We start from the raw sequence: 24,952 nt of genomic DNA, 5'->3' as shown, positions 1-24,952 counted from the left end.
GCAGGCTGCCGCGAAAATCCGACCTGGCAACCATCACCGACGAGCACCTGCAAACCATTGTCGCCCTCTACAACAACACCCCGCGAAAATGTCTCGACTTCCAAACCCCAAATGAGGTCTTCTCCAGCTTCTCTAACCGTGTTGCACTTCAAACGTGAGTCCACCTTCCCGCGTTCGCGGGAATGACGTGGTGGGTGACGGGCAATCACGGCTCGCTGATTCGGGTTTCGGAGCGCCACCCGGCCTCCACTCGCTCGGCCTCGTGTTTCGACGAGCCCACCATGTGGCATTTAGCGTCTCTTAGCTAGCCCGCCTGTCGCCATGCCTCCGTGCGCAGCAGGTTTTCGAGATCTGCTGCGGACATGGGCTTGGCGAAGGCGTAGCCTTGCAGGATGTCGCAGCCCAGTTCGGCCAGGATACGGGCGTGTTCCATGGTCTCGACGCCCTCGGCGACCACTTCGATGCCCATGGATTTGCCGATGTCGATGATCGAGACGAGCAGCTGACGCTGTGCCCGGTCGACCAGGATCGGATCGACGAGCTGGCGGTCGATCTTGAGGCGCTTGGGCCGCAGTTTCTGCAGCGATACGATAGAAGCATATCCGGTGCCGAAGTCGTCGATTTCGACATCGATGCCCAGATCCTTGATCTGGTCGATGTTCCAGCCGACGATGGCGTCGCTCTCATCGAGGTAGATGGACTCCACCAGTTCGAACGAGATGCGGCCTGGCGCGATGTCGAGCTGGCGCAGCCCGGTGATCAGGTCTTCGTCATGCAGGCGCCTTAGCGACACATTGACCGATGCGCGGGGCACGCGAAAGCCGGCAGCCTCCCAGCGGTCGAGATCGGACAGCGCCTGTTCGAGGATCAGCCGGTCGATCGTGGAAACCACGTTGAGGTCCTCGGCCACCGGCAGGAAGCTATCTGGCGGGCGAATGCCCAGTGTCGGATGATCCCAGCGCGCCAGCGCTTCCACCCCCACCAAGTCATGGGTGCGCGCATCGAACTGCGGCTGGTAGAAGGCGATGAACTCGTTGCGTTCCAGCCCGCCCAGGATTTCGTCGGCCACCCGCTTGGTATTGACGACCTCGGCCTGCAGGGCTTCGGAGAAAAACTCGAACCGGTTGCGCCCCCGGCCCTTGGCGCGATAGAGCGCGATATCGGCATTGATCAGCAGGCGCTTGCAGTCGATGACGTCGCCGCGCTCGACGGCAATGCCGATGCTGACGCCAAAGCGGCACTCGTGCCCCTGATAGGTAACCGGCTGGCGCATCTGCGAGACGATCTGTTCCGCCAGCGTGCCCAGATAGATATCGCCATCCCTCGCACTGGTCAGGACGACGAATTCGTCCCCCCCGACGCGGGCCACGAAATCGGTGAGCCCGCAATTGGACAACAGCACCGAGCTGGCATGAACCAGCATGGCATCGCCCGCGGCATGGCCCATCGTGTCGTTGATCTGCTTGAAGCGGTCGAGATCGATGTGCAGCATGGCGATGCTGCCGCTGCCATCGAAGCCTCCGACTTCCAGGGTCTTGAGGCGCTCGTCCAGGTAACGCCGGTTGGGCAACCCGGTGAGGCTATCGTGCAGGGCATTGTACTCGATCCGCACGCGAGCTGCATCGAGCTCGCGGTTGTGGGCATCGGTCAGTTGCTTGGCCAGCCGCAAATCCTCGTTGAGCATTACGTCGGCGGTGACATCCCAGTTGACGCCAAGGATTTTGGGATTGCTGTCCGGGTCACGGTACACGGCCCCCAGGGAACGTATGTGGCGCACCAGCCCGTCGGGCCGCAACGTGCGGAATTCGGAGCGATAAGTGCCGCTGCTGATGCCTTCGTTGAAGTCGGCCTCTGCCTGGGCAAGATCGTCTGGATGCAGGCCTTTCCGCCAGTGTGAATAGTCCCTCTTGCCATTGTCGGCAGGATAGCCGTTCAGTTCGTTCATGCGATCGTCCCAGATCAGGTCCTGGGTTACGATATCCATCTCCCAGACGCCCACCTGTGAAGTATCGAGCGCCAACCCCAGCCGTCGGGAAAGGCGCTCAAGGGCCTCCTCGCGCGCCTTGAGCTCGCGGAAATGCAGCTGGCGTTCGCCCATCAGACGGCCGGTGATGATGATCGGCAGCAGGATCAGCGCACCGGCAATCACGAGTCCCAGACGCAACAACCAGGCGTCCTGATGCGCCGTTGCCCAGCCCCCTTTCGGGATAGCCGCAATCTCCCACGAGCCGGCGGGCAGCATGACCCCGGCCGTGACGGGGTTTTGGCCGGACAAATCGGGGCCGAAGAACCGCGTTCCCGACCATCCGGTGGCGTCGCGTCCGGTGATTGACACCTCGATGTCCAGCGATCGGTTCAGAAGGCCACTGTCGGCATAGAGCCGATCGGCATCCACCACGGCGGAAATCACGCCCCAGAACTGTCGGCCGGAGGTCCCGTCGATATAAACCGGGAACCGGCCGACGAAGCCTTGGCCGCCTTGTACCAGATCGACAGGTCCCGCCAGCACCAGCTTGCCGGAATCCCTGGCACGCAGGACACTGTCACGCTGCGCTGCGTTGTGACGATAATCAAGGCCGATGGCCTTCTCGTTACCCTCCAGGGGGTAGGTCATGGAAATAACGAGATTGGGCGCGGCGGCGACCGAGCGCAACTGGCTCTTCTCGGCAAAAAGGCTTTTCACCAGGGATGAAAAACGTGCCGGATTCATGTTGGGCTCGGTGGAGATAGTGGAGACCAGTCCGCGCACCAGCTGGATATTGCCGTTGATATTGCCTTCCAGCTTGGCGCGGATCAGCGAGGCCTGCCCCAGCACTTCGGCGCGCATCCGCTCTTCTGCAAGATAGGTGCTTTGCCGGTCGATGAAGATGCCGCCTGCCACCAGAACCGCCAGCGCAACAAAAGCCGGCAGCAAAATTGGCTTCAGCCACGCCAAGCGGTTTTCCGGCAATTTGGTCGGTTCCGAGCTCACGGGTCCATCATTCTGGGCTGTTTGAGGCCACCACGATCTTTTCTAACCCCTGGCCGGTTTATGTTTGGCTTAAACTCGTTCGTCTCCTTGGTGGCGTGGTTAGCAATTGGTAGCGGAGTTCAGGCAATTGCAAGGCAGGTGTCAGACCTGCTCCAGTTCGATCAGTGTGCCATCGAAATCCTTGGGGTGGATAAACAGCACTGGTTTGCCATGCGCGCCGATTTTTGAGGCGCCATCGCCCAGGACACGAGCTCCGCCCGCTGCAAGCGTTTGGGCCGCCGCGGCAATGTCGGGAACCTCGAAGCAGACATGGTGCATGCCGCCCCCGGGGTTCTTCGCGAGAAACGCTGCGATGGGCGACTGCTCGCCCAGCGGCTCCAGCAGTTCGACCTTGGTGTTGCCGGTGTCGATGAAGACGACGGTGACGCCATGCTCGGGCAGGGCTTGCGGCTGGCCAACATGGGCGCCAAGCAGGTCGCGGTATTTTGCGGCTGCCGCGGTGAGGTCCGGCACGGCAATGGCGATGTGGTTGAGCCTGCCGATCATCGGTTGGAGAGCCTTCCCTCGATCTGGCTCAACACCGAAAAGGCGGCACTGAGCACATTGGTGCCGGGGCCGAAGATGGCAGCAACGCCGGCATCGTAGAGGAACTGATAATCCGGCTCGGGGATGACGCCGCCCACGATGACGGTGACGTCGCCAAGTTCGCGCGCCCTGAGTGCCTCGATCAACTCGGGCACCAGCGTCTTGTGGCCGGCGGCAAGCGAGGAAACGCCGACGGCGTCGACGTGAAGCTCGGCAGCGTGATTGGCCACTTCCGGCGCGGTTTCGAACAGATCGCCCATGTGGACGACAAAGCCCAGATCCGCGAAGGCCGAGGCGATGATCTTGGCGCCGCGGTCGTGGCCATCCTGCCCCATCTTGGCGATGAAGATGGAGGGGGCGCGGCCGCGAGCAGCCTTGAAGGCGTCGATGCGGCCGCTGATGGCGGCGAACTCGGGATCGTCGCCATAGCCGCCGGCATAGACGCCCGAGATGACGCGGGTGACGGCCGAATGGCGGCCGAACACGTCTTCCATGGCAGCGGAGATTTCGCCCAGCGTGGCGCGGGCGCGGGCGGCTTCGATGGCCGCTTCGAGCAGATTGCCTTCGTCCATGGCAGCATATTCGCGCAGGGCGGCCAGCATGGATTGCGTTTTGGCTTCGTCACGGGTGGCGCGGATTCGCTCAAGCTGGGCGATCTGTTCGGAGCGCACCTTGGCGTTGTCGATGGTTCGCACCTCGATCTTGTCTTCGGTGTCCAGCCGATAGCGATTGACGCCGACGATGACGTCCTCGCCGCGATCGACGCGGGCCTGCCTGAGGGCGGCGGCCTTCTCGATCTCCAGCTTAGGCTGGCCCGACTGCACGGCGCGGGTCATGCCGCCGATTGCCTCGGCTTCGCCGATGAGGATTTTGGCGCCCTTGACCAGTTCGGCGGTCAGGGCCTCGACATAATAAGAGCCGCCGAGCGGGTCGACCACGTCGGTGATCCGGGATTCGTGTTGCAGGATCAACTGGGTGTTGCGGGCGATGCGGCTGGAGAATTCGGTGGGCAGTGCGATGGCTTCATCGAACGAATTGGTGTGGAGCGATTGCGTGCCGCCCAGGGTTGCCGCCAAGGCCTCGATGGTGGTGCGCACGATATTGTTGTGCGGGTCCTGCTCGGTCAGCGACACGCCCGAGGTCTGGCAATGCGTACGCAACATCTTGGAGCGCGGGTCTTTGGCGCCCAAGCCCGTCATGATCTCGCTCCAGAGCTGGCGGGCGGCGCGGAGCTTGGAGACTTCGAGGAAGAAGTTCATGCCGATGCCGAAAAAGAAGCTCAGGCGGCCGGCGAAGGCGTCGATGTCGAGCCCACGTGCCTGGGCGGCGCGGACATATTCCATGCCGTCGGCAAGGGTATACGCCAGCTCCTGCACCGCCGTCGCACCGGCCTCGTGCATGTGGTAGCCCGAAATGGAGATCGAGTTGAACTTGGGCATGTGCCGGGCGGTGTGGGCGATGATGTCACCCACGATGCGCATGGAGGGTTCGGGCGGGTAGATATAGGTGTTGCGGACCATGAACTCCTTGAGGATGTCGTTCTGGATGGTCCCTTCGAGCTTGGCTTGCGGCACGCCCTGCTCCTCGGCGGCGACGATGAACATGGCCAGCACGGGGATGGCAGCGCCGTTCATGGTCATCGATACGCTCATCTGGTCGAGCGGAATGCCGTCGAACAGCGTCTTCATGTCTTCGACGCTATCGATCGCAACACCGGCCTTGCCGACGTCGCCGACGACGCGGGGATGATCGCTGTCATAGCCGCGGTGGGTGGCCAGGTCGAAGGCGACGGAGAGACCTTTTTGACCCTTTTCCAGCGCCTGGCGATAGAAGGCGTTGGACTCCCGCGCGGTGGAGAAGCCGGCATATTGCCGGATGGTCCAGGGCCGGTTGGCGTACATTGTCGCGCGAATGCCGCGGGTGAAGGGTTCGACGCCGGGGATTTCGCCGTCTTCGCCGAGATAGACGGGCTGCACGGGTATGCCGCCATAGTCCCGGTTGAGGGAGTCGAGGGGCGTAGCGCGGAGTTCTTTTTGGGCAAGGGCGGCCCAATGGGCGAAGTTCGGATTGTTGTCCATCACACCGCCTCAAATTCGAGGATCACCGCATCGACCGCCAGCACCGCGCCGGGTGCGGCATGCACCTTGCTGACGCGGGCGCGTTTTTCGGCCTTGAGCACGTTCTCCATCTTCATCGCCTCGACGATCGCGAGGGTCTGCCCATCCTCGACGATATCCCCCACGGCCACATCGATGCGCACCACCTGGCCCGGCATGGGGCAGAGCAGGAACCGCGACATGTCGGGCGGTACTTTGACTGGCATCAGCGGCAGCAGTGCGGCGACCTGGGGGCGCAGCACCAGGACGGTCAGGTCGGCACCGCAATAGCGCATGCGGAAGCCCGAGGTGGTGCGATTGACCTTGATGACGCTTGACGCACCGCCGGCCCATTCGATGCGGGCGATGGTCTGCCCCGGCGTCCAGTCGAAGCTTTCGACGGCGGCGGCTTGATCGAATAGGTTGAGCTCCCATGTCCCCTCGGGATCGAGCCGGTGGAGCTTGAGCGGCACCTGCTCACCTTCGATCACGACGGTCCATTCGCCATAAATCTCGGTGCCGTGGCCCAGTTGCGTGCGGGTGGCGCGGCCTTTGCGTTCCTCCAACAGCAATTGCATCATGGCGGCCGCAGCGGCGACCTCGAACACGCGGCCACGCGGCAGGGCGGGGCCGTGAAAGCCTTCGGGGAATTCTTCGGCGATATAGCCGGTGGTCAGGCGCCCGTCGCGGAAGCGGTCCTGGTCCATGACGGTCGAGAGGAACGGCAGATTGTTGCCGACGCCTTCCACTTCGAAACTTCCCAGCGCCACGGCCATGGCGTCGATGGCTTCGAGCCGCGTAGGTGCCCAGGTGCAGAGCTTGGCGATCATCGGATCGTAGAAGGTCGAGATTTCGCCGCCTTCGAAGACGCCGGTGTCGTTGCGGACGGCGAAATCGGCGGCGCTTTCCTCATTGGGCGGGCGGTAGCGGGTGAGCCGGCCGGTGGAGGGCAGGAAATTGCGGTAGGGGTCCTCGGCATAGAGCCGGGATTCGATGGCCCAGCCATTGAGTTGTACCTCGTCCTGGCTCAGGGGCAGCTTTTCGCCATTGGCGACACGCAGCATCAATTCCACCAAGTCCAGGCCCGTGATGAGCTCCGTCACCGGATGTTCCACCTGCAGGCGCGTGTTCATTTCGAGGAAGTAAAAGTTGCGATTTTCGTCGACGATGAATTCGACCGTACCGGCGCTGGTATAGCCAACTGCCTTGGCGAGAGCGACGGATTGCTCACCCATGGCCTTGCGCGTGGCTTCGTCGAGGAACGGTGAGGGCGCTTCCTCGATCACCTTCTGGTTGCGCCGCTGGATCGAGCATTCGCGCTCGTTGAGATAGAGGACGTTGCCGTGTTGATCGCCGATCAGCTGAATCTCGATATGGCGCGGCTCAGTGACGAATTTCTCGATGAAGATGCGATCATCGCCAAAGGACGAGGCGGCTTCGGATTTTGAGCGCTCGAAACCTTCGCGCGCTTCCTCATCGTTGTGGGCAATGCGCATGCCCTTGCCGCCACCGCCGGCCGAGGCCTTGATCATCACTGGATAGCCGATCTGGCCTGCAATGGTGACGGCTTCGGCTGCGTCCGCGATCAGGCCCATATGGCCGGGAACGGTCGAGACGCCCGCCTCCGCCGCCAGCTTCTTGGAGGTGATCTTGTCGCCCATCGCCTCGATAGCTTTGACCGGCGGGCCGACGAAGATGATCCCTGCGGCTGCCAGTGCCTCCGCGAATCTGGGGTTTTCCGACAGGAAGCCATAGCCGGGATGCACCGCTTGGGCGCCGGTCTCTTTACAAGCCGCGATGATCTTGTCGATCTGCAGGTACGAGTCCTTCGCCGGCGAAGGGCCGATATGAACCGCTTCATCCGCCATGCGGACATGGAGGGCTTCCCGGTCGGCATCGGAATACACAGCCACGGTGGCGATGCCCATCCGCTTGGCCGTCTTGATGACCCGGCAGGCAATTTCACCGCGGTTGGCGATGAGGAGTTTGGTGAACATCAGGTGCTCCTCACAGCGGAATGTTGTCGTGTTTCTTCTTGGGGCCGCTCGACTGCTTGTGCTTCAGCGTCGAGAAGGCCCGGATCACGCGCCGCCGTGTGCCGTGGGGCATGATGACGTCGTCGATGAAGCCGCGTTCGGCGGCGACGAAGGGGTTGGCAAAGCGGGCTTCGTAGTCGGCGGTGCGCTGGGCGATCTTGTCTTTATCGCCGAGTTCGGAGCGATAGAGGATTTCGGTGGCGCCCTTTGCGCCCATCACGGCGATCTCGGCGGAGGGCCAGGCATAGTTGACGTCGGCCTTGATATGCTTGGACGCCATCACGTCATAGGCGCCGCCATAGGCCTTGCGGGTGATGACGGTGACCAGCGGCACAGTGGCTTGGGCATAGGCGAACAGCAGCTTGGCGCCATGCTTGATGATGCCGCCATATTCCTGGGCCACGCCGGGCAGGAAACCGGGCACATCGACAAAGGTCAGGATGGGGATTTCAAAACTGTCGCAAAAGCGGATGAAGCGGGCAGCTTTCTTGGAGGCGTTGATGTCGAGGCACCCCGCGAGCACCAAAGGCTGGTTGGCGACAACGCCAACGGTTTCGCCATCGAGCCGGACGAAGCCGCAGAGGATATTGCCGGCATGATCCTTTTGCAGTTCCAGAAACTCGCCCTCGTCGGCGATTTTATCGATCACCTCGCGCATATCATAAGGCTTGTTGGCACTGTCGGGGATAATTGTATCAAGGCTCATGTCCGCCCGATCGATCGGATCGATGCTGGGCAGGCCCGGCGGCTTCTGCCCGGCGGCGAGCGGCAGATAGCTGAACAGGCGCCGCACTTCGAGCAGGGTCTCGATGTCGTTTTCGAATGCCGCATCGGCAACCGAGGAAATCCTGGTGTGGGTCGAGGCGCCGCCTAGCTCTTCCTGGGTCACGCTTTCATTGGTGACGGTCTTGACCACTTCGGGGCCCGTCACGAACATGTAGCTGGTGTCTTTCACCATGTAGATGAAGTCGGTCATCGCGGGGGAATAGACCGCGCCACCGGCGCAGGGGCCCATGATAACCGAAATCTGCGGCACGGCGCCCGAGGCCTGCACATTGCGCCAGAACACATCGGCATAGCCGCCAAGGGAGGCCACGCCCTCCTGGATGCGGGCGCCGCCTGAATCATTGAGCCCGATCACCGGCGCGCCATTCTGCATCGCGAGGTCCATGATCTTGCAGATTTTCTTGGCGTGGGTTTCGCTGAGCGAGCCGCCGAAGACGGTGAAATCCTGGCTGAACACGTAGGTGAGCCGCCCGTCGATGGTGCCCCAGCCGGTAACCACGCCATCGCCGGGGATGATCGTTTCCGCCATGCCGAAATCCGTCGCCCGATGGGTGACGAACATGTCGTATTCTTCGAACGAGCCTGGATCGAGCAGCACGTCGAGCCGCTCGCGGGCGGTCAGCTTGCCCTTGCCGTGCTGGGTGTCGATGCGTTTCTGGCCACCGCCGAGCCGCGCCTGGGCGCGCTTGTCTTCGAGTTCGGCGATGATTTTCTGCATAAGCCAGGCCTCCGCTGCCTCTTGTTTTCGGTCGGACAGTCAGACGCGAACTTGGCGGGCGCCGCGCAAAAATGCAAACGCGTTTATCGGATCACGCAGGGGTAAAGTCAGCCGTGGTCGTGCCGATCTGGCTCAGACCTGCGGCGAAGCGGCGGGCGTTGCGCACATAGCCGTCAGCGGACGCGGTGAGCCGCCTGATCGTTTCGGCGTCGAGTTCGCGGATCACCTTGCCCGGGGCGCCGACCACCAGCGAGCCGTCGGGGATCTCCTTGCCCTCGGTGACGAGAGCGCCGGCACCGATCAGGCAATTGCGCCCGATCCTGGCGCCATTGAGCACGGTAGCGCCCATGCCGATCAGGGTATTGTCGCCAATGGTGCAGCCATGCAGCATGGCCTTGTGGCCGATGGTGCAGCCCGCGCCGATGGTGAGCGGATAGCCCATGTCCGTGTGCAGCACGACATTTTCCTGCACATTGCTGCGCTCCCCGATGATGATCGGTTCATTATCACCCCGCGCCACCACGCCGAACCAGATGCCGGCATCGGCGCGAACGATCACCTTGCCCACCAGTACGGCAGTGGGGGCAATCCAGGCGGTGTCGGGATCGATCTCGGGCGCAATGCCGTCCAGTGTGTAAAGGGGCATGGTATATCCTCAAACAACGATGCCATAGGCTTCGCGCATTTGAGCGATTTCGCCAAGTGTTTGATGGAAGAGGCTCCAGTCATCGCTTTCGGCGACGGGCGCCCAGATGGCTTCGACTTCCTCGATCAGCATGGTGCGCGGGGTCGCTCGGGCGAAGTAGGGATGTCCCAGATTGAGGTCGGGGGCAGCGGCATATCGCTCGAACCCGTCCGCAACAGGCCGGAAGGCTTCGCTGGCATAATGGGCGGCTGACGGGCCGCGCGCCGCCCGGTCAGCGCTGAGGGCGCCGCCGCGCCAATCGAAGAAGAACTGCTCATAGGGCGCATGGCTCTTGGACAGGAATCCGAACAGGTCTATGACGAAGGCGCCGTCGCGTTCGGTGTCCTGTGGCACCAGCCCCAGGCGGCGCAGCAATTGGCGGGGTAGTGCGGTGCGAAATTCCGGCCAGATCGTGTTGAGCGCCGGTTCGAGCTTTTCGATGCTGGAGAGCGGCAGGAGGCACTCCGCCAGGCGGGTGATGTTCCACGCCAGCGTGTCCGGCTGGCGGCCGAAGCTATACAGCCCGCTCTCGTCGAAATAGGCGGCGGTAAAGGCCGGATCGTAGGTGGGCAGGAACCGCCACGGTCCGTAGTCGAAGCTCTCGCCGGTGATGTTGATGTTGTCGGTGTTGAGCACGCCGTGGACAAATCCGGCGGCTGTCCATTGGGCGCCGAGCCGCGCCACGTTACGGGCGACAGCTTCAAGGAACGCGACGGGTTTATCTGCTGCGTCTGCGAGTTCGGGGTAGTAGGTGGCAATGGCATAGTCGAGCAATCGCGCAAGGTTCTCGGTGTCCTCAAGATAAGCCAGCCGCTGGAAGGTGCCGATGCGGATATGACCGTGGCTGAGACGGACCAGAACCGAAGAGCGGGTGGGGGAGGGCTCGTCGCCGCGATAAAGCTGCTCGCCCGTTTCAACCAGTGAAAAGCTCTTGGAGGTGTAAACACCCAGGGCTTCCAGCATTTCGGTGGCCAGCACTTCGCGTACGCCGCCCTTGAGCGTCAGGCGCCCGTCGCCGCCGCGTGACCACGGCGTCTTGCCGCTGCCCTTGGTGCCGAAATCGAGAAGCCGGCCATCCTCCAGATCATAGCCTTGCGCAAAGAGAAAACCCCGCCCATCACCCAGCTCCGGATTGTAGCTGCGGAACTGATGGCCATGATAGCGCAGCGCCAGCGGGCGGGGAAAAGATCCATCGAGCGGCTCGAAGCGGCCGAAATGGGCCAGCCATTGCTCGTCGCTGAGATCGTCCAGCCCGACACGACTGGCCCAGCGCTGGTCGCGGTGGCGCAAGATGGTTTTGGGGAAATCGGCCGGCTCGACGCGATCGAAGAAGGCGTCGCCCAGCAGCTCGTGATTGCGGGATGGTTTGAAGCGGGACATGGCTTGCTAACGCTAGCACATCGCGTCCAGTTCGCCAGTGCAACCCAGCCTATCGCAACCCTGCCTAGCGGGTTGAAGCAAATCGACCTATATCGAACAGGATGAAATCCCAGACCGACATATTGCGCCTCCAGCCGTTCCAGGCCGTGATCTTCGACATGGACGGAACGCTGCTGGACACCGAAAGCGTGTTCCGCACCATTGTTTTTGAAGTGTGCACCGAACTTGGCTTCGAGATGACCGATGCCGTGCACATGTCCATGGTCGGCGGCAGCCATGAGCGGACCAATCAATTGCTGGTGGAAGCCTATGGCGTGGCTTTCCCCTATACGCTGTTCGACGAACGCTGCCGCGTCATCATGCGGGAGCGCAGCCATGGCGGCGTGCCGGTGAAAGCCGGTGCACGCGAGCTGATTGGGGAACTGCGCGAGCGCGGTATCCCGACGGCCGTTGCCACATCGTCGCGCCAGCCTCATGCCCATACCCATCTGGGCGCTGCCGGATTGCTCGATTTGTTCGAGACGGTGGTGACCCGCGATGACGTGCTCCACCCCAAGCCGCACCCGGAGCCTTATCTGACTGCCGCCAAGCGGCTGGGCATCGATCCGCTGCATTGCCTTGCGGTGGAAGACAGCCATGCCGGGGTGAGCGCAGCCCACGCGGCCGGCATGCAGACCGTGATGGTGCCCGATCTGGTGCACCCAAGCGATGAAATCCGGGCGCTCGGCATTGCCGTGCTGGAGAGCCTCGACCACGTTCGGCTGGCCGCTTTCCCGAAGGACTGACGGCCCTAAAATCCTGTCCTGCATGCAAGCCCTGGCCTCACCGCCGGGGCTTTCTGTTTCCCTCCTGCAACAACGGCCGGGAAAAAGCTGGGGACATGTGGGTAATGCGTAAACTTTTACCGATCCGCGTAAGTGGGGGTTCACCAGCACTCAAGCCATTCTGTTTTCAGGGTTTTCATCTGCCCCAAGCTCGATTAACCGTAATTTAAGATGCTAATGGGTATGGTTAAGCAGTTGTAAATTTCGGCTTCCCCTACGGATGGGCCTTGGCTAGTGTGCCGGCCAACCTCTTCGGGGCAGTCCACCACGACAGTTTCCGCAGATTGAAGGCTCGCCGGATACGACCGGACGAGCTCAGGGGCAAGGACGGGGCATTGACGCAAAGCTGGCAATCTATTGTTGTGCGTGCGGTTTCTCACGCGATTGCCCTTGGCGCGGTAGCGCTGGTTTTGTTTATCACTCTCGTCCCCGTCCATGCGCAGACCCTGCACGTTGCAGCCGTTGCGCCCCTTCCCATGCCTGAAGACATCGCCAGTGTTCGCGCGCAGCCGGCCATTGGGCCGACCATCGTTCCCATTCAGCCCGGCCATCAGCCGCTGACCCCGGCCTTGCTCAGCAACTACCTTGAGCGCCAGAAGGAACTTCGCGCCGTCAACGTTCTGGCCTATGGCGAGCCGCAGGAGCTCAACAGCGAAGTGCTGATGGGCTACATTGCCCGCGGCTCGCTGGGCAGCAACAGCGCCGTTTCGGCCATTGCCAGTTTCACCAGCCCTGCCGAAACGCCGCAGCCAGCTCTCAACCCATCCTCTCTCGCTGCCTATATCGAGACCGGATATGAGCCCATCGAGAAGCGCATCGAGCGCGCCAATGCCGAGCGCGATTGCCTGACGCAGGCGATCTATCACGAAGCCCGTGGCGAGAGTGCCGCCGGTCAGCTGGCCGTCGCCAATGTGATCGTCAATCGCGCCCGCTCCGGCAAGTTCCCGTCGACCCTTTGCGGCGTGATCTACCAGAATGCCGAAAAAGGCCGCTATCGCTGCCAGTTCACCTTTGCCTGCGACGGCCGCAGCGATGCTCCCAAGGAGCGCCGCGCCTGGAGCCGGTCTGCTGCGCTGGCTGAGGGCGTATATGCCGAATTCGCGCTGGGCGAGAATGTCGGCGCCGTACCGGGCTCGACGCTGTATTACCACACCACTGCGGTGCGCCCCTCGTGGTCCAGCACCTACAACGCCGTCGCCCAGATCGGCTCGCATATTTTCTACTCGCCCAACTAAGGCGGTCCCCCTCGATATCCTGACGTGCCGAAGCGCCGCCCGGGCGTGATGCCCTGCGGTTGATGGATCGGTGTTTGTCGCAGAAGACTGCGACATGGGGCGAGGTTCGTCCCGGTGCCGGTCGTCCGGCAAAATTGGTAGAGGTGGAACCCACCTCGCCCCATGTTTCCGGGGGCTCTATGGAGTAAGGACCGTCTGCGGCTAGTCGCCCGTGCCGAAAGTCACACCGGGGGCTTTAATCGGTGCCAGATCATCCTTGTGCCACAGGAGATGGAGCGACCCCCACCTCACCCGGCATTCCCGCACCGACCGTTCGTCGCGACCGCGCAGCATGTGCGGGAATGAGGGGATGATGACATGACGCCCTGGGTGGGGGGAGAAGGGGGATAAGCGGGAGAGGTTTTGCTTCAATGCTTTCACACCCACCATTGCTCCCCTCGGGCCTGACCCGAGGGTCTCTGGTCGCTTGTGCCGTGGGGAGAGTGGCCCTCGGGTCGAGCCCGAGGGAAGCATGGTGGGTGGGTGAGATGGTGCCATGCACGGTTGTGGTAGGCGAGATGATGCCGCGCACGGGTTGTGGATGGGCGGCTACGGGCATCGTGCCACATACTCGATCGTCATCCTCGGGCCTGACCCGAGGGGGCTGCACTTGGATGTGGGTTGGGCAAGTATAGAGCCCTCGGGTCGAGCCCGAGGGTGACGCGCGGTGGGGGCGGGGTGATGCGCGGTGGGTTCGGGAGCCCCTATGCCCACCTACTCCGCCGCTTCGGCAAGCTTCGGCCCGGGCTTGGCGTTTGCGCCGTCGCCGAATTTCTCGAAATTGGCGCGGAACAGGCCGGCGAGGTGGATGGCCTGGCGGTCATAGGCTTGCGGGTCGGTCCAGGTTTGGCGGGGCGTGAGGAGAAGGGGTTCGACGCCCGGGACGGTGAGCGGTACGGCGAAGCCGAAGAGGTCGTCGGTGCGCATGTCGGCTTGGTCGAGTTCGCTGTTGAGCGCGGCGCTGAGCAGGCGCCTTGTGGACGCGATGTCGATGCGTTGGCCGGTGCCGTAGCCGCCGCCGGTCCAGCCGGTATTGAGCAGCCAGGTCGAGGCACCGCTTTGGCGGAGCTTTTCGGCCAGCATGTCGCCATAGACCGTGGGGTGGAGCGGCATGAAAGGTGCGCCGAAGCAGGCTGAGAAGGTGGCTTGTGGCTCGGTGATGCCGCGCTCGGTGCCAGCGACCTTGGCCGTATAGCCCGAGAGGAAATGGTAGACCGCCTGTTCCGGCGTGAGCCGGGCAATGGGCGGCAGCACGCCGAAGGCGTCGGCGGTGAGGAATACCACGGTTTTCGGCGTGCCACCGACGCCGCCCTTGGCAATCGCCGGCAGCACATCGATCGGGTAGGCCGCACGGGTGTTTTCGGTCAACGAGATGTCATCGAACAAAGGCCGCTTGACGTCATCGAGAACGACGTTTTCCAGAACCGTGCCGAAACGCTGCGTCGCAGAATGGATTTCGGGTTCCGCCTTGGCGCTGAGCTTGACCGTCTTGGCGTAGCAGCCGCCTTCGAGGTTGAACACGCCGTTCTCGCTCCAGCCGTGCTCGTCATCCCCGATCAGGGGGCGGGCCGGATCGTTGGAAAGAGTGGTCTTGCCGGTGCCCGAAAGGCCGAAGAACAGCGCGGCCTCGCCGTCACGGCCCAGATTGGCCGAGCAGTGCATGGGCAAAACGCCCTGGCGCGGCGCGTGGAAATTGAACAGCGAGAACACCGATTTCTTGATTTCACCGGCATAGAGCGTGCCCGCGATGACGACGATATTGCGGCTCATGTCGAGCGCAATCACGGTGTCGGTGCGGCTGCCATGCCGGGCCGGATCGGCCTTGAAGTGCGGTGCATGGATGATGGTCACGGCCGTTGCATCATTTCCCGTCGGGATGGTCTCGCCCGGCCTGATCAGCAGATTGCGGATGAAGAGGGCATGCCAGGCGCTGGGCGTCAGCACGCTCACGGCGTATTGATGGTCAGGGTCGGCCCCGGCCAGCAGGTCCTGGCGGAACACTGGGCGGTCCGCGAGAGCGCCGATGGCGTCGGCCAGCAGCAGCTCGAACTGCGCGGGATCCATCGCGGCCGTATTGTCCCACCAGACGCTGTCCTGGGTGAGCGCGTCGCGCACGATGAACTTGTCCTTGGGCGAGCGGCCGGTGAATGCGCCGGTGCGCACCGAAACGGCGCCATCGGCCGTGAGTTCGGCTTCCTTCGCCTCAAGCGTACGGGCAACCAGCACGGGGGCGATATCGTTGAGCGATACGGAACCGGCCCGGGCGCTGGCCTTTGCCCTGAGGGCCTCGTGATCGAAACGGTTCATGGCGAAACTCCGTGCCTTGCGGCGGCCGCAACACTTGGCCGCCATGGGGCGCAAGTTACGGGGTGCAGACGCAAAGCGGCCATCCCGAAATGGGTCTTAAGACGGAAGTTGAATAACTGAACCGTGCGGCGTTAGTGTTGAGCAGCGCCGGCGAAGATCTGGCGGCGCCCTTGGCCGCGCCTTATTTAACGCGTAATTGTCGCCTGCAAGCATGCGCACGGAACATGCTGCCGCGTGTTCCAAAGCGTTGAAACAACAAGAAAGGCAGCTCATGCCCAAAATCGCCCTCGTCGATGACGATCGCAATATTCTCACATCGGTGTCCCTGACACTGGAAGCCGAAGGATATCAGGTCGCAACGTATACCGATGGCGCCTCGGGGCTTGAAGGCCTGACCACCGACAAGCCGGACCTGGCGATCCTGGATATCAAGATGCCCCGCATGGATGGCATGGAATTGCTGCGCCGCCTGCGCCAGAAATCCGATGTGCCCGTGATCTTCTTGACCTCCAAGGACGAAGAGATCGATGAGTTGTTCGGGCTCAAGATGGGCGCCGACGATTTCATCACCAAGCCATTCAGCCAGAGGCTGCTGGTGGAGCGCGTCAAGGCGATCCTGCGCCGCGCGGCGCCGCGCGATCCTTCGGCTCCTGCCGGTGCCCCGGGCGAATCTTCGCCCGGCAAGGCGCTGATCGAACGCGGCTCGCTGGTGATGGACGAGGAGCGCCACACCTGCACCTGGAAGGGGCAGCGGGTGACGCTGACCGTGACGGAATTCCTGATCCTGCAGGCCCTGGCGTTGCGGCCCGGCGTGGTCAAGTCGCGCAATTCACTGATGGACGCGGCCTATGATGACCAGGTCTATGTCGATGATCGCACCATCGACAGCCACATCAAGCGGCTGCGCAAGAAGTTCAAGGCCACGGACGACGATTTCGAGATGATCGAAACGCTCTATGGCGTTGGCTATCGCTTCAAGGAACAATAGAAAGCCAAGTGGCCATCATCGATCCCGAACGGGAGCACAAGACCGACGCGTCATCCGAGTGGCGGCAGGCAGAGGGCAAGGCGCCCGCCAAGCCAAAATCCCGTTCGCGCCGGCGTCGTCGCCACATGATGGTCAAGCCATTCTACAAGGTGGTCGAGGCAGTCAACCGCTTCCTCGACTTCACCATTTTCTCGAGCCTGACCAAGCGCATCATCGTGCTGAACATGGCGGGCCTGCTGGTGCTGGTGGTGGGTATTCTGTACCTCAACCAGTGGCGGGCCGGGCTGATCGAGGCACGGGTGCAGTCGCTGCGCGTGCAGGGCGAGATCATCGCGGCGGCGATTGCGGCTTCCGCTACGGTGGATAGCGACGTGATTTCGGTGAACCCGGATCGCCTGCTGCAATTGCAGGGCGATGGCACGGTGTCGTCGCTCTCCTACTATGATCCGAGCCTGGAATTCCCCATCAATCCCGAACGCGTGGCGCCGCTGCTGCGTAACCTGATTACGCCCACCCGCACCCGCGCCCGCATCTATGACCAGGGCGGGCTGCTGATCCTTGATAGCGACAACATCTATGCCCGGGGCGAGGTGATGCGGCAGATCATCGAAACCAAGCGGGAGGAGAGCTTTTTCCTGTGGGACTGGTGGAACGCCATCGTCAGCTGGGTGCCGGGCGATAATTATCCGCCCTACCAAGAATATGGCGTGGATGAAGGGACCCGCTACCCCGAAGTTGCCTCGGCGCTTTCGGGAGCGGCGGCCGATTTCGTCCGCGTCGACAGCCAGAACCAGCTGGTGGTTTCGGTGGCCGTACCGGTGCAGCGGGTGCGTGCGGTGGTCGGGGCCATTTTGCTTTCGACCGCACCGGGCGACATCGACTCCATCGTCTCGCAGGAGCGCTGGGGGATCTTGCGGATCGCGCTGATCGCCGCCGTCGTGCAGATTGCGCTCTCGCTCGCCTTGGCAGGCACCATCGCGGGGCCGATGCGGCGCTTGTCGGAAGCGGCCGAGCGGGTGCAGACAGCGGGCAATGCGCGCGCCGAAATCCCCGATTTCACCGACCGCCAAGACGAGATCGGGCATCTTTCCGGCGCGTTCCGGCGCATGACCGACAATCTCTATAACCGCATCGAAGCTATCGAGCGATTTGCGGCGGACGTGGCCCATGAGCTCAAGAACCCGCTGACCTCCTTGCGCAGCGCCGTGGAAACGCTGCCACTGGCAAAGCGGGCCGAGGACCGCGAGCGGCTCAACGCCATCATCCAGCACGATGTGCGGCGGCTCGACCGGCTGATCACGGACATTTCCAGCGCCAGCCGGCTCGATGCCGAACTAGCGCGCGAAAGCGCCGAACGCGTCGATGTGGAGAAGCTGGCCGAAACCATGGTTGCCATCCAGCGCGATATAGCGGCGGGGCGAGGCGTGCGCGTCGAAATGCACAAGCGCAGCGGCAAGGGCGCAGCCATCGTGCGGGGGCATGAAAGCCGGCTGGCGCAGGTGCTCGCCAATCTCATCGACAATGCCGTCTCGTTCTCGCCGGAAAACGGCGTGGTCCAGGTGGCCCTGGCGACGGACCCGGAAAACATCATCGTCACGGTGACCGATGAGGGGCCCGGCATCACCGGTGATTTCGGCAAGATCTTCCAGCGTTTCTACACCGACCGGCCCGATACCGAGAGCTTCGGGGATCACTCGGGCCTCGGCTTGTCGATTTCCAAGCAGATCGTGGATGCGCACAAGGGTGCCATCAAGGCGCATAATCGCGAGGATCGCAGCGGGGCCGTGTTCACGGTTGTGCTGCCGCGCACCCGCAAATAGGCTGAAGCGATGAGCAAGCCTCTTAATGTACACGGGACCGGTCTGCTGCTGGGCAGCGCCGGCATATTGCTGCGCGGTCCTTCCGGGGCTGGTAAATCGGTGCTGGCGTTGTCGCTGCTGGAGCGCTGGGAAAGCCGCGGCGAGGCGGCCTTTCTGGTGGCCGATGATCGGGTTGACCTGCAATTGGTCCAAGGCCAGTTGCGCATGCATGCGCCACCAAACTTGACCGGCCTGATCGAGTTGCGCGGGCGCGGCATTGTCAATCGCCCGCATCGAAACGACGTATCGCTGCATCTGGTGATCGACCTCGTGCCAGAGTTGATCCGCATGCTGGAAGAAGACGAACTGGTCACCGAGCTCGGCGGGCTGACCCTGGCACGAGCCCCGGTTCCCGCCAGCGGCGTGGTGAGTCTGGGTCACCAGATGCTGCTGGTCGGCGAAGCAATGGCTGCACTTGGCAGGCTGTGACAAAATTGTGCTTGAAACCGCGCCCATGCAGGGCAAGAGTGCTGCCCTGTCGTCCAGATGGGACAGGTTCAGCCTTGCGTAACGTTCCGGACGGATACTGCGCGGGCAGGGGGCATGAATGGCTGCTACGCAGACGCGTTGCGGCACGCTGAGGAATTTTCATGATTGGTCTGGTTTTGGTGACGCATGGTGCGCTCGCCAATGAATTCAAGTCGGCGCTGGAACATGTCGTGGGTCCGCAGGACCATTGCGAGACCATCGCAATCGGTCCCGAAGACAACATGGAAGGCCGCCGCAACGATATCCTTGCCGCAGTGGATAGGGCCGACGACGGCTCGGGGGTGATTATCCTCACCGATATGTTCGGTGGCACGCCATCCAACCTCGCCATCTCCGTGATGCAGAACCGCGCGGTCGAAGTCATCGCTGGCGTCAACCTGCCCATGCTGGTCAAGCTGGTTCGCGTGCGGAGCGAGATGGACATCAGGGACGCCGTCAACCTCGCCCAGGAAGCGGGCCGCAAATACATCACTGTGGCCAATTCGATCCTCGGAGCGAGTTGATGGACGGCGCCGCTGGAGGCGGAAGAGCCGTCGCCCAACAATTGACCATCGTCAATCGCAAGGGCCTGCACGCCCGCGCTTCGGCCCGCTTCGTGCGCACGGCCGAGTGCTTCGATGCCTCCATCAGCGTCATCAAGGATGGCACGTCGGTGGCAGGCGATTCCATCATGGGCCTGATGATGCTGGGCGCCGGTCCGGGATCGACCATTCTCGTGCAGGCCAGCGGCAAGCAGGCGCGCGAGGCGCTGGAGGCGATTGTGGAACTGGTGAACAACGGGTTCGACGAGGATAGCGACGGGGCGGCTGGGTAGCTTCGGTCGCGGAACGCAGCGGAATCTTTCGCATTGTTGGCCAGAAGCGGAGAATGGCATGCGGCGTGCGGTTGCCAGTATCGGGGGATTGGGCCTGGCGCTGGCCTTGAGCCAGTTTCCTGAATATGCCCAGCAATATACCCAGCGCCTGGGTGGGGCCGTGGACGAGTTGCGGGTCATCACCGAAGAGTTCGACCGCGCAGCTTCGGCCGGCGGGCTTGGCCGGGAGGCGGCGCTGGCGCGGTATAATTCATCCAATGACGAGTTCCTCGCCGGACGCGGCACCTCGATGACGGCGACTTTCCAGCGCTTCGAGCAATTGGATGCCACGCTGCAGCAGATCCAGGGTGCCAACGCCATCGAGCGTTTCCAGTCGCTTCCTGCTTATCTCGATAGCGATATTGGCCAGCGCACGCTGGCGAACTACAAGCCCGCCGTCCCGGTCACCATCGAGGGCGTGCTCTATGCGGGCGCCGGGTTCATCCTGGGCTATTTGATATCATCGGGCTTCTGGAGCTTTTGCGCCCTGCCGTTCCGGCGCCGGCGCTATGCCTACAAGTACTAGCATATAAACATTTCTTTATGTCCGGTTGATCCTCGACCCGCGCTTGCGTATAGGTGAGGCAGTGAAATTCACCTGCCCGGAGCCTCCCATGAGCATCAATGCGATCGACTATGCGGTCCGCGACATTTCCCTCGCCGATTTTGGCCGCAAGGAAATCCAGATCGCGGAAATCGAAATGCCGGGCTTGATGGCGATCCGCGAGGAATACGCAGCCGCCCAGCCGCTCAAGGGCGCGCGCATTGCCGGCTCGCTGCATATGACAATCCAGACCGCTGTGCTGATCGAGACGCTGGTGGCGCTGGGTGCCCAGGTGCGCTGGGTCAGCTGCAACATCTTCTCCACCCAGGACCATGCGGCTGCAGCAATCGCCGCCGCCGGTATTCCGGTGTTTGCGCACAAGGGCGAGACACTGGAAGAATACTGGGCCTTCACCGACCGCATGATGGACTGGGGTGATGGTCTCACCCCCAACATGATCCTCGATGATGGCGGCGACGCCACCATGTACGTCCTCAATGGCGCCAAGGCTGAAAAGGACATCTCCGTGCTTGATAAGCCGGGCAGCGAGGAGGAAGAAATCTTCTTTGCCACCATCCGGCAGCGCCTGGCCAAGAGCCCGGGCTTCTTCACCGCGATCCGCAATGCCATTCGCGGCGTATCGGAGGAAACCACGACGGGCGTGATGCGGCTCTATCAGTTGCATGCCAAGGGCGAACTGCCGTTCCCGGCGATCAACGTCAACGACTCCGTCACCAAGTCCAAGTTCGACAACAAATACGGCACCCGTGAATCGCTGGTGGATGCCATCCGCCGCGGCACCGATGTCATGCTGGCGGGCAAGGTCGCCATCGTCTGCGGCTATGGCGATGTTGGCAAGGGTTCGGCTGAATCGCTGCGCGGCGCTGGTGCACGCGTGCTGGTGACGGAAGTCGACCCGATCTGCGCCCTGCAGGCCGCCATGGAAGGCTTCGAGGTCGTGACCCTCGCCGATGCCGCGCACCGCGCCGACATCGTCGTCACCGCCACGGGTAACCGTGACGTGCTGATGGTCGATGACATGCGCAGTCTCAAGGACATGGCCATCGTCTGCAATATCGGCCATTTCGACAACGAGATCGATGTGCTGGGCCTGCGCAACTTCAAGTGGACCAATGTGAAGCCACAGGTGGACATGATCGAAAAGCCCGATGGCAAGCGCCTGATCCTGCTTTCGGAGGGGCGCCTGGTCAATCTGGGCAATGCCACCGGTCACCCCAGCTTCGTGATGTCCGCCTCCTTCGCCAACCAGACACTGGCCCAGATCGAACTGTGGACCAACGGCGAAAAGCTGGAAAAGAAGGTGCATGTCCTACCCAAGCACCTCGATGAGAAGGTCGCGGAACTGCATCTGGCCAAGCTGGGGGCCAAGCTGACCAAGCTGACCAAGACGCAGGCCGACTATATCGGTGTGTCGACTGAAGGTCCGTTCAAGTCGGGTGAGTATCGGTACTAGAACTGCTGGAGGCAGTGGCCAGATGGTGCGGCTGCCTCCTCTTCCTATGGTCGGTTGGAAGCAAAGGCCCAAAAAATCCGGGCCAGTCTTCCCCCGCCCTTGATCCCTCCCCGCAAGGGGGAGGGTGTCGACTTTGGCCGCATGGATCAGATCTATCCCCGCCCACCGTGCTTCCCTCGGGCTCGACCCGAGGGTCACGCCCCGTAGGCACAATCGCTCCGGCTAGGGCTCCCTGAACGGCCCTCGGGTCAAGCCCGAGGGCAACGCGGCGTTCTTGACTGCCCTGTGCCAATGACGCGTCTTGTGTAAATGCTCCTGTTGCGGAGGGTGTCGACCGCAGTTTTTGCGCCGATGTATTCGGACGAGCGAAGTTCCTGCTTCGTTCCGGGTCAATCCTACATATCTGCCCTTTGCCCATAATGCACAGCCATTAAGACTCTTTTAGCTGATTCAGCTGGCCGGTATGGTCAGGGTGATTCGGCCGCTGGGGGACAAGCTGCCGCGTCGGAGGCAGCCGGATTCCCTGGGGGCTCTGCGTTAGGTTGCTTCTTGCAAGTTCAGGCGTACCGGCATTTCAGGCCGGGCTGGCAATGAAACAAGACCAAGAGGGCTGCGCATGGCGCCGGATATCTTCCGGAAGCATTGGGGATTCGCATCGGTTGCGGCAGCCCCTCTTACCCTGATGACCGCGGCCCCCGCCCTGGCACAGGACGTCAATCCAGCCAGTTTTGCTGGAGCCGCGCCCCTCGCCATTGCCACGGGTGCGGGAGCATTCGCGGTTCTGGCAATGGCCGTCGTGCGCACCATGCTTTCGGATGGCAAGGCCGCGCGGATCAAGGCGGCGGAGCAGATTGCGGGCTTGCGGGCGCTGGTGGATGAATATGAGGCGCTGCTTTCCGGCACCCGCGAAGTCACCATCCTCTGGACCGAGATCAGCGGCGGTGCGCCAAGGCTGTTGGGGCAAGCCTCGGCAGTGCTGCCGATCGGGCGGCAGCCCGACAGCGTGCTCAACTTCCATAGCTGGCTGCGGGCAGATGATGCGGACCGGCTTGCAGGCTTCCTCGAAGATCTGCGCGTGCAGGGGCACACTTTCGCCGTCAGCCTCAATGCGCTCGATGGCCGGCTGATCCGGGCCAATGGCTGGGTGCTGGGTGGTGGTGTGGCCATGCGCCTACGGCCCGCCTTCCTGCAGCCAAGCGCCGAACCCCACTTGGTTGCCGCGGCCGCCCATGGCGATCTCGACAGCGTCCGCGCCGTGCTTGACGCGTTGACCAAGCCCGCCTTTGCCCGCGATGCCTATGACCGGCTGATCTTTGCCAACCAGCCCTATCTGCAACTGGCCCGGGCCCTGGGCAAGGATGGCAACGAGGCAAAGCCGCCGGAATTGCTGGAGGGTTCGCGCCTCAAGCAGCATCTGATTGCCTGTACATCGAGCGACAAGGCCGCCACGCTTTCGCTGGCCTGGCCGGGCCAAGGCGCCTTTGAAATGGTGGAGTTCCCCATTGCAGGTGGTCGCGCCGGCTATTTGCGGCCCCTCGAAGATCAGGCGGCCAAGCCGCACGATCCGGGCATCGCGCATATCAACGGCATCATCGATACGCTGGCCACGCCCATCGCCATCTTCAACGGCAAGCGCGAACTGATCCAGTTCAACCAGGCCTATGCCAATCTCTGGCATCTCAGCACCAATTTCCTGACGCTTGGGCTCGACGAGCGGGCCATTCTGGACAAGCTGCGCACCGAGGGCATGCTACCCAACCAGGTGGATTACCAGACCTGGCGCACCAAGCATCTGGAATCCTACGCGCGCAAGGAGCCGCACGAGAACGAGCCCTGGCATTTGCCGGACGGCCGCACCATCAAGGTGATCTCGGCGCCAGCCAGCCCAAGCGGCGGCGTGATCTATGTGTTCGACGACATTACCGAGCGCCTCAAGCTTGAATCCACCAACAAGGCATTTAGCAATGTACAGCGCGAAACCATCAATGCGCTGAGCGAAGCCGTTGCGGTGTTCGGTACCAATGGCCGGCTGACGCTTTCCAATCCACGGCTGTCGGCGCTGTGGAAGCTGCCGATGAACGAGCTGGGGCAGAACCCCCATATCGACCAGATCGCCGAAGCCAGCGGGCGGGCCATTCCCCAGGATGGCGCCAGCATTTGGCGGGATCTCAAACGCGGGATCATCGACCTCAACCCCACCCGCTCGGACCAGACCGGGCGGCTCAATCGCTCCGATGGGCGGCTGCTGGATTATGCCATCACGCGCCTGCCCGACGGGCAGACCATGATGACCTTCCTCGATGTGACGGAGAGCGCCAGCTATTCCAAGGTGCTCAAGGAACGCAACGACGCGCTGGTGGCGGCCGATCTGCTGAAGGATGCGTTCGTGGAGAACGTGTCCTATGAACTGCGCAGCCCGCTCACCAACATCATCGGCTTTGCCGATCTGCTGGCCACCGAAGGCGGGGCGCTCAACGAGCGGCAGCGGGCTTATGTCGACTATATCCGCGCCTCCTCGGTGACGCTGGGCGTACTGATCGACAATATTCTCGATCTTGCCTCGGTTGACGCCGGCATTGCCGAGTTGCGGCCCGAACTGCAGGATGTGAGCGCGCTGGTGGACAAGGCGCGCGCCGGCCTGTCGGCGACCTTCCCTGAGATTTCCGGCGAAAAGCCGATCAACCTGGTGGTGGATGTCGAAGGCGAGTTGCCACCCTTTATCGCCGATGGCACGCGCATCGTGCAGGTGCTCTACAATTTGCTATCAAATGCGGCGCGTTTCTCTCCGCCGGGTGGGGAAATCAAGCTCAGCATTTCCCATCGCGCCGAGCGCATGCTGTTCATCATCGAGGATGAGGGGCCAGGGCTGACCGACGAGATGAAGTCCGCCATCCTGACACGGCTGGACAACCCATCCTCGGGTGGGCGCCAGCGTGGCGCGGGGCTTGGCCTTTCCATCGTCCGCACCTTCGTCAATCTGCACGGTGGCACCATTTCGGCCGAAAAGCGGGAGCCCCGCGGCAGCCGCATCATCGTGAACCTGCCGCGCGACAGCGCCATGGCCAGCGTGGCCGAATAGATGG

18 protein-coding genes are annotated in these 24,952 nt (G+C 62.6%); 10 read left to right on the top strand and 8 right to left on the bottom strand.

The window, feature by feature from the left end:
- Positions 1-304: 304 nt before the first annotated feature.
- The 7 genes from C8264_RS11465 to C8264_RS11435 all read right to left on the bottom strand — a co-directional run bounded on the left by C8264_RS11465 (position 305) and on the right by C8264_RS11435 (position 11,257).
- Entirely contained in the window at positions 305-2,935 is a 2,631-nt protein-coding gene (locus tag C8264_RS11465; protein WP_245893094.1) for a bifunctional diguanylate cyclase/phosphodiesterase, read from the bottom strand.
- 177 nt (positions 2,936-3,112) lie between these two features.
- Entirely contained in the window at positions 3,113-3,517 is a 405-nt protein-coding gene (gene mce / locus C8264_RS11460) for a methylmalonyl-CoA epimerase (protein WP_108461110.1), read from the bottom strand.
- Positions 3,514-5,634 (bottom strand): methylmalonyl-CoA mutase, encoded by a 2,121-nt coding sequence (gene scpA / locus C8264_RS11455; protein WP_108461109.1) that lies wholly within the window; start codon positions 5,632-5,634, stop codon positions 3,514-3,516. The genes mce and scpA overlap by 4 nt, the downstream gene beginning before the upstream one ends.
- A complete protein-coding gene (locus C8264_RS11450) occupies positions 5,634-7,649 on the bottom strand; it encodes an acetyl-CoA carboxylase biotin carboxylase subunit (protein WP_108461108.1) in 2,016 nt (671 codons plus the stop codon). Before C8264_RS11450 ends, scpA begins: the two co-directional genes overlap by 1 nt.
- 10 nt (positions 7,650-7,659) lie before the next feature.
- Positions 7,660-9,192, bottom strand: a complete 1,533-nt coding sequence (locus C8264_RS11445; protein WP_108461107.1) for an acyl-CoA carboxylase subunit beta — start codon at positions 9,190-9,192, stop codon at positions 7,660-7,662.
- Between the two features lie 91 nt (positions 9,193-9,283).
- Entirely contained in the window at positions 9,284-9,838 is a 555-nt protein-coding gene (locus C8264_RS11440; RefSeq protein WP_108461106.1) for a gamma carbonic anhydrase family protein, read from the bottom strand.
- A gap of 9 nt (positions 9,839-9,847) precedes the next feature.
- A complete protein-coding gene (locus C8264_RS11435) occupies positions 9,848-11,257 on the bottom strand; it encodes a protein adenylyltransferase SelO (protein WP_108461105.1) in 1,410 nt (469 codons plus the stop codon).
- A gap of 101 nt (positions 11,258-11,358) precedes the next feature.
- Here C8264_RS11435 and C8264_RS11430 point away from each other — a divergent pair, with 101 nt between their 5' ends.
- Entirely contained in the window at positions 11,359-12,042 is a 684-nt protein-coding gene (locus C8264_RS11430; RefSeq protein WP_108461104.1) for an HAD family hydrolase, read from the top strand.
- A gap of 275 nt (positions 12,043-12,317) precedes the next feature.
- Positions 12,318-13,316, top strand: coding sequence for a cell wall hydrolase (locus C8264_RS11425; protein WP_245893109.1), 999 nt, complete (start codon positions 12,318-12,320; stop codon positions 13,314-13,316).
- 753 nt (positions 13,317-14,069) lie between these two features.
- On the opposite strand, the gene pckA is transcribed toward C8264_RS11425, so the two are convergent.
- Positions 14,070-15,662 (bottom strand): phosphoenolpyruvate carboxykinase (ATP), encoded by a 1,593-nt coding sequence (gene pckA / locus C8264_RS11420; protein ID WP_108461102.1) that lies wholly within the window; start codon positions 15,660-15,662, stop codon positions 14,070-14,072.
- Positions 15,663-15,933: 271 nt separating this feature from the next.
- Here pckA and C8264_RS11415 point away from each other — a divergent pair, with 271 nt between their 5' ends.
- From C8264_RS11415 to C8264_RS11380, 8 genes are all read left to right on the top strand, one after another.
- Entirely contained in the window at positions 15,934-16,650 is a 717-nt protein-coding gene (locus C8264_RS11415) for a response regulator transcription factor (RefSeq protein ID WP_108461101.1), read from the top strand.
- 8 nt (positions 16,651-16,658) lie between these two features.
- Positions 16,659-18,470: a sensor histidine kinase gene (locus C8264_RS11410; RefSeq protein ID WP_245893092.1), complete on the top strand. Its 1,812-nt coding sequence runs from the start codon at positions 16,659-16,661 to the stop codon at positions 18,468-18,470.
- A 9-nt stretch (positions 18,471-18,479) separates the two neighbouring features.
- Complete coding sequence (locus tag C8264_RS11405) at positions 18,480-18,938, top strand: HPr kinase/phosphorylase (protein ID WP_108461100.1); 459 nt, start codon at positions 18,480-18,482, stop codon at positions 18,936-18,938.
- Between the two features lie 161 nt (positions 18,939-19,099).
- Entirely contained in the window at positions 19,100-19,501 is a 402-nt protein-coding gene (locus tag C8264_RS11400) for a PTS sugar transporter subunit IIA (RefSeq protein WP_108461099.1), read from the top strand.
- On the top strand, positions 19,501-19,812 hold the full coding sequence (locus C8264_RS11395) for an HPr family phosphocarrier protein (protein WP_108461098.1): 312 nt from the start codon (positions 19,501-19,503) through the stop codon (positions 19,810-19,812). The genes C8264_RS11400 and C8264_RS11395 overlap by 1 nt, the downstream gene beginning before the upstream one ends.
- Positions 19,813-19,870: 58 nt before the next feature.
- Complete coding sequence (locus C8264_RS11390) at positions 19,871-20,377, top strand: DUF2937 family protein (RefSeq protein WP_108461097.1); 507 nt, start codon at positions 19,871-19,873, stop codon at positions 20,375-20,377.
- Positions 20,378-20,465: 88 nt separating this feature from the next.
- The gene (gene ahcY, locus C8264_RS11385; RefSeq protein WP_108461096.1) at positions 20,466-21,869 is read left to right on the top strand and encodes an adenosylhomocysteinase; all 1,404 of its coding nucleotides are present in this window, start codon (positions 20,466-20,468) and stop codon (positions 21,867-21,869) included.
- A gap of 616 nt (positions 21,870-22,485) precedes the next feature.
- Entirely contained in the window at positions 22,486-24,948 is a 2,463-nt protein-coding gene (locus C8264_RS11380; protein WP_108461095.1) for a sensor histidine kinase, read from the top strand.
- Positions 24,949-24,952: the final 4 nt, after the last annotated feature.

This window comes from Devosia naphthalenivorans (genome assembly GCF_003056355.1).
Taxonomy (GTDB): domain Bacteria; phylum Pseudomonadota; class Alphaproteobacteria; order Rhizobiales; family Devosiaceae; genus Devosia; species Devosia naphthalenivorans.
The sequence above is the reverse complement of the archived record's forward strand: the minus strand, read 5'-3'. Positions and strand labels throughout refer to the sequence as shown.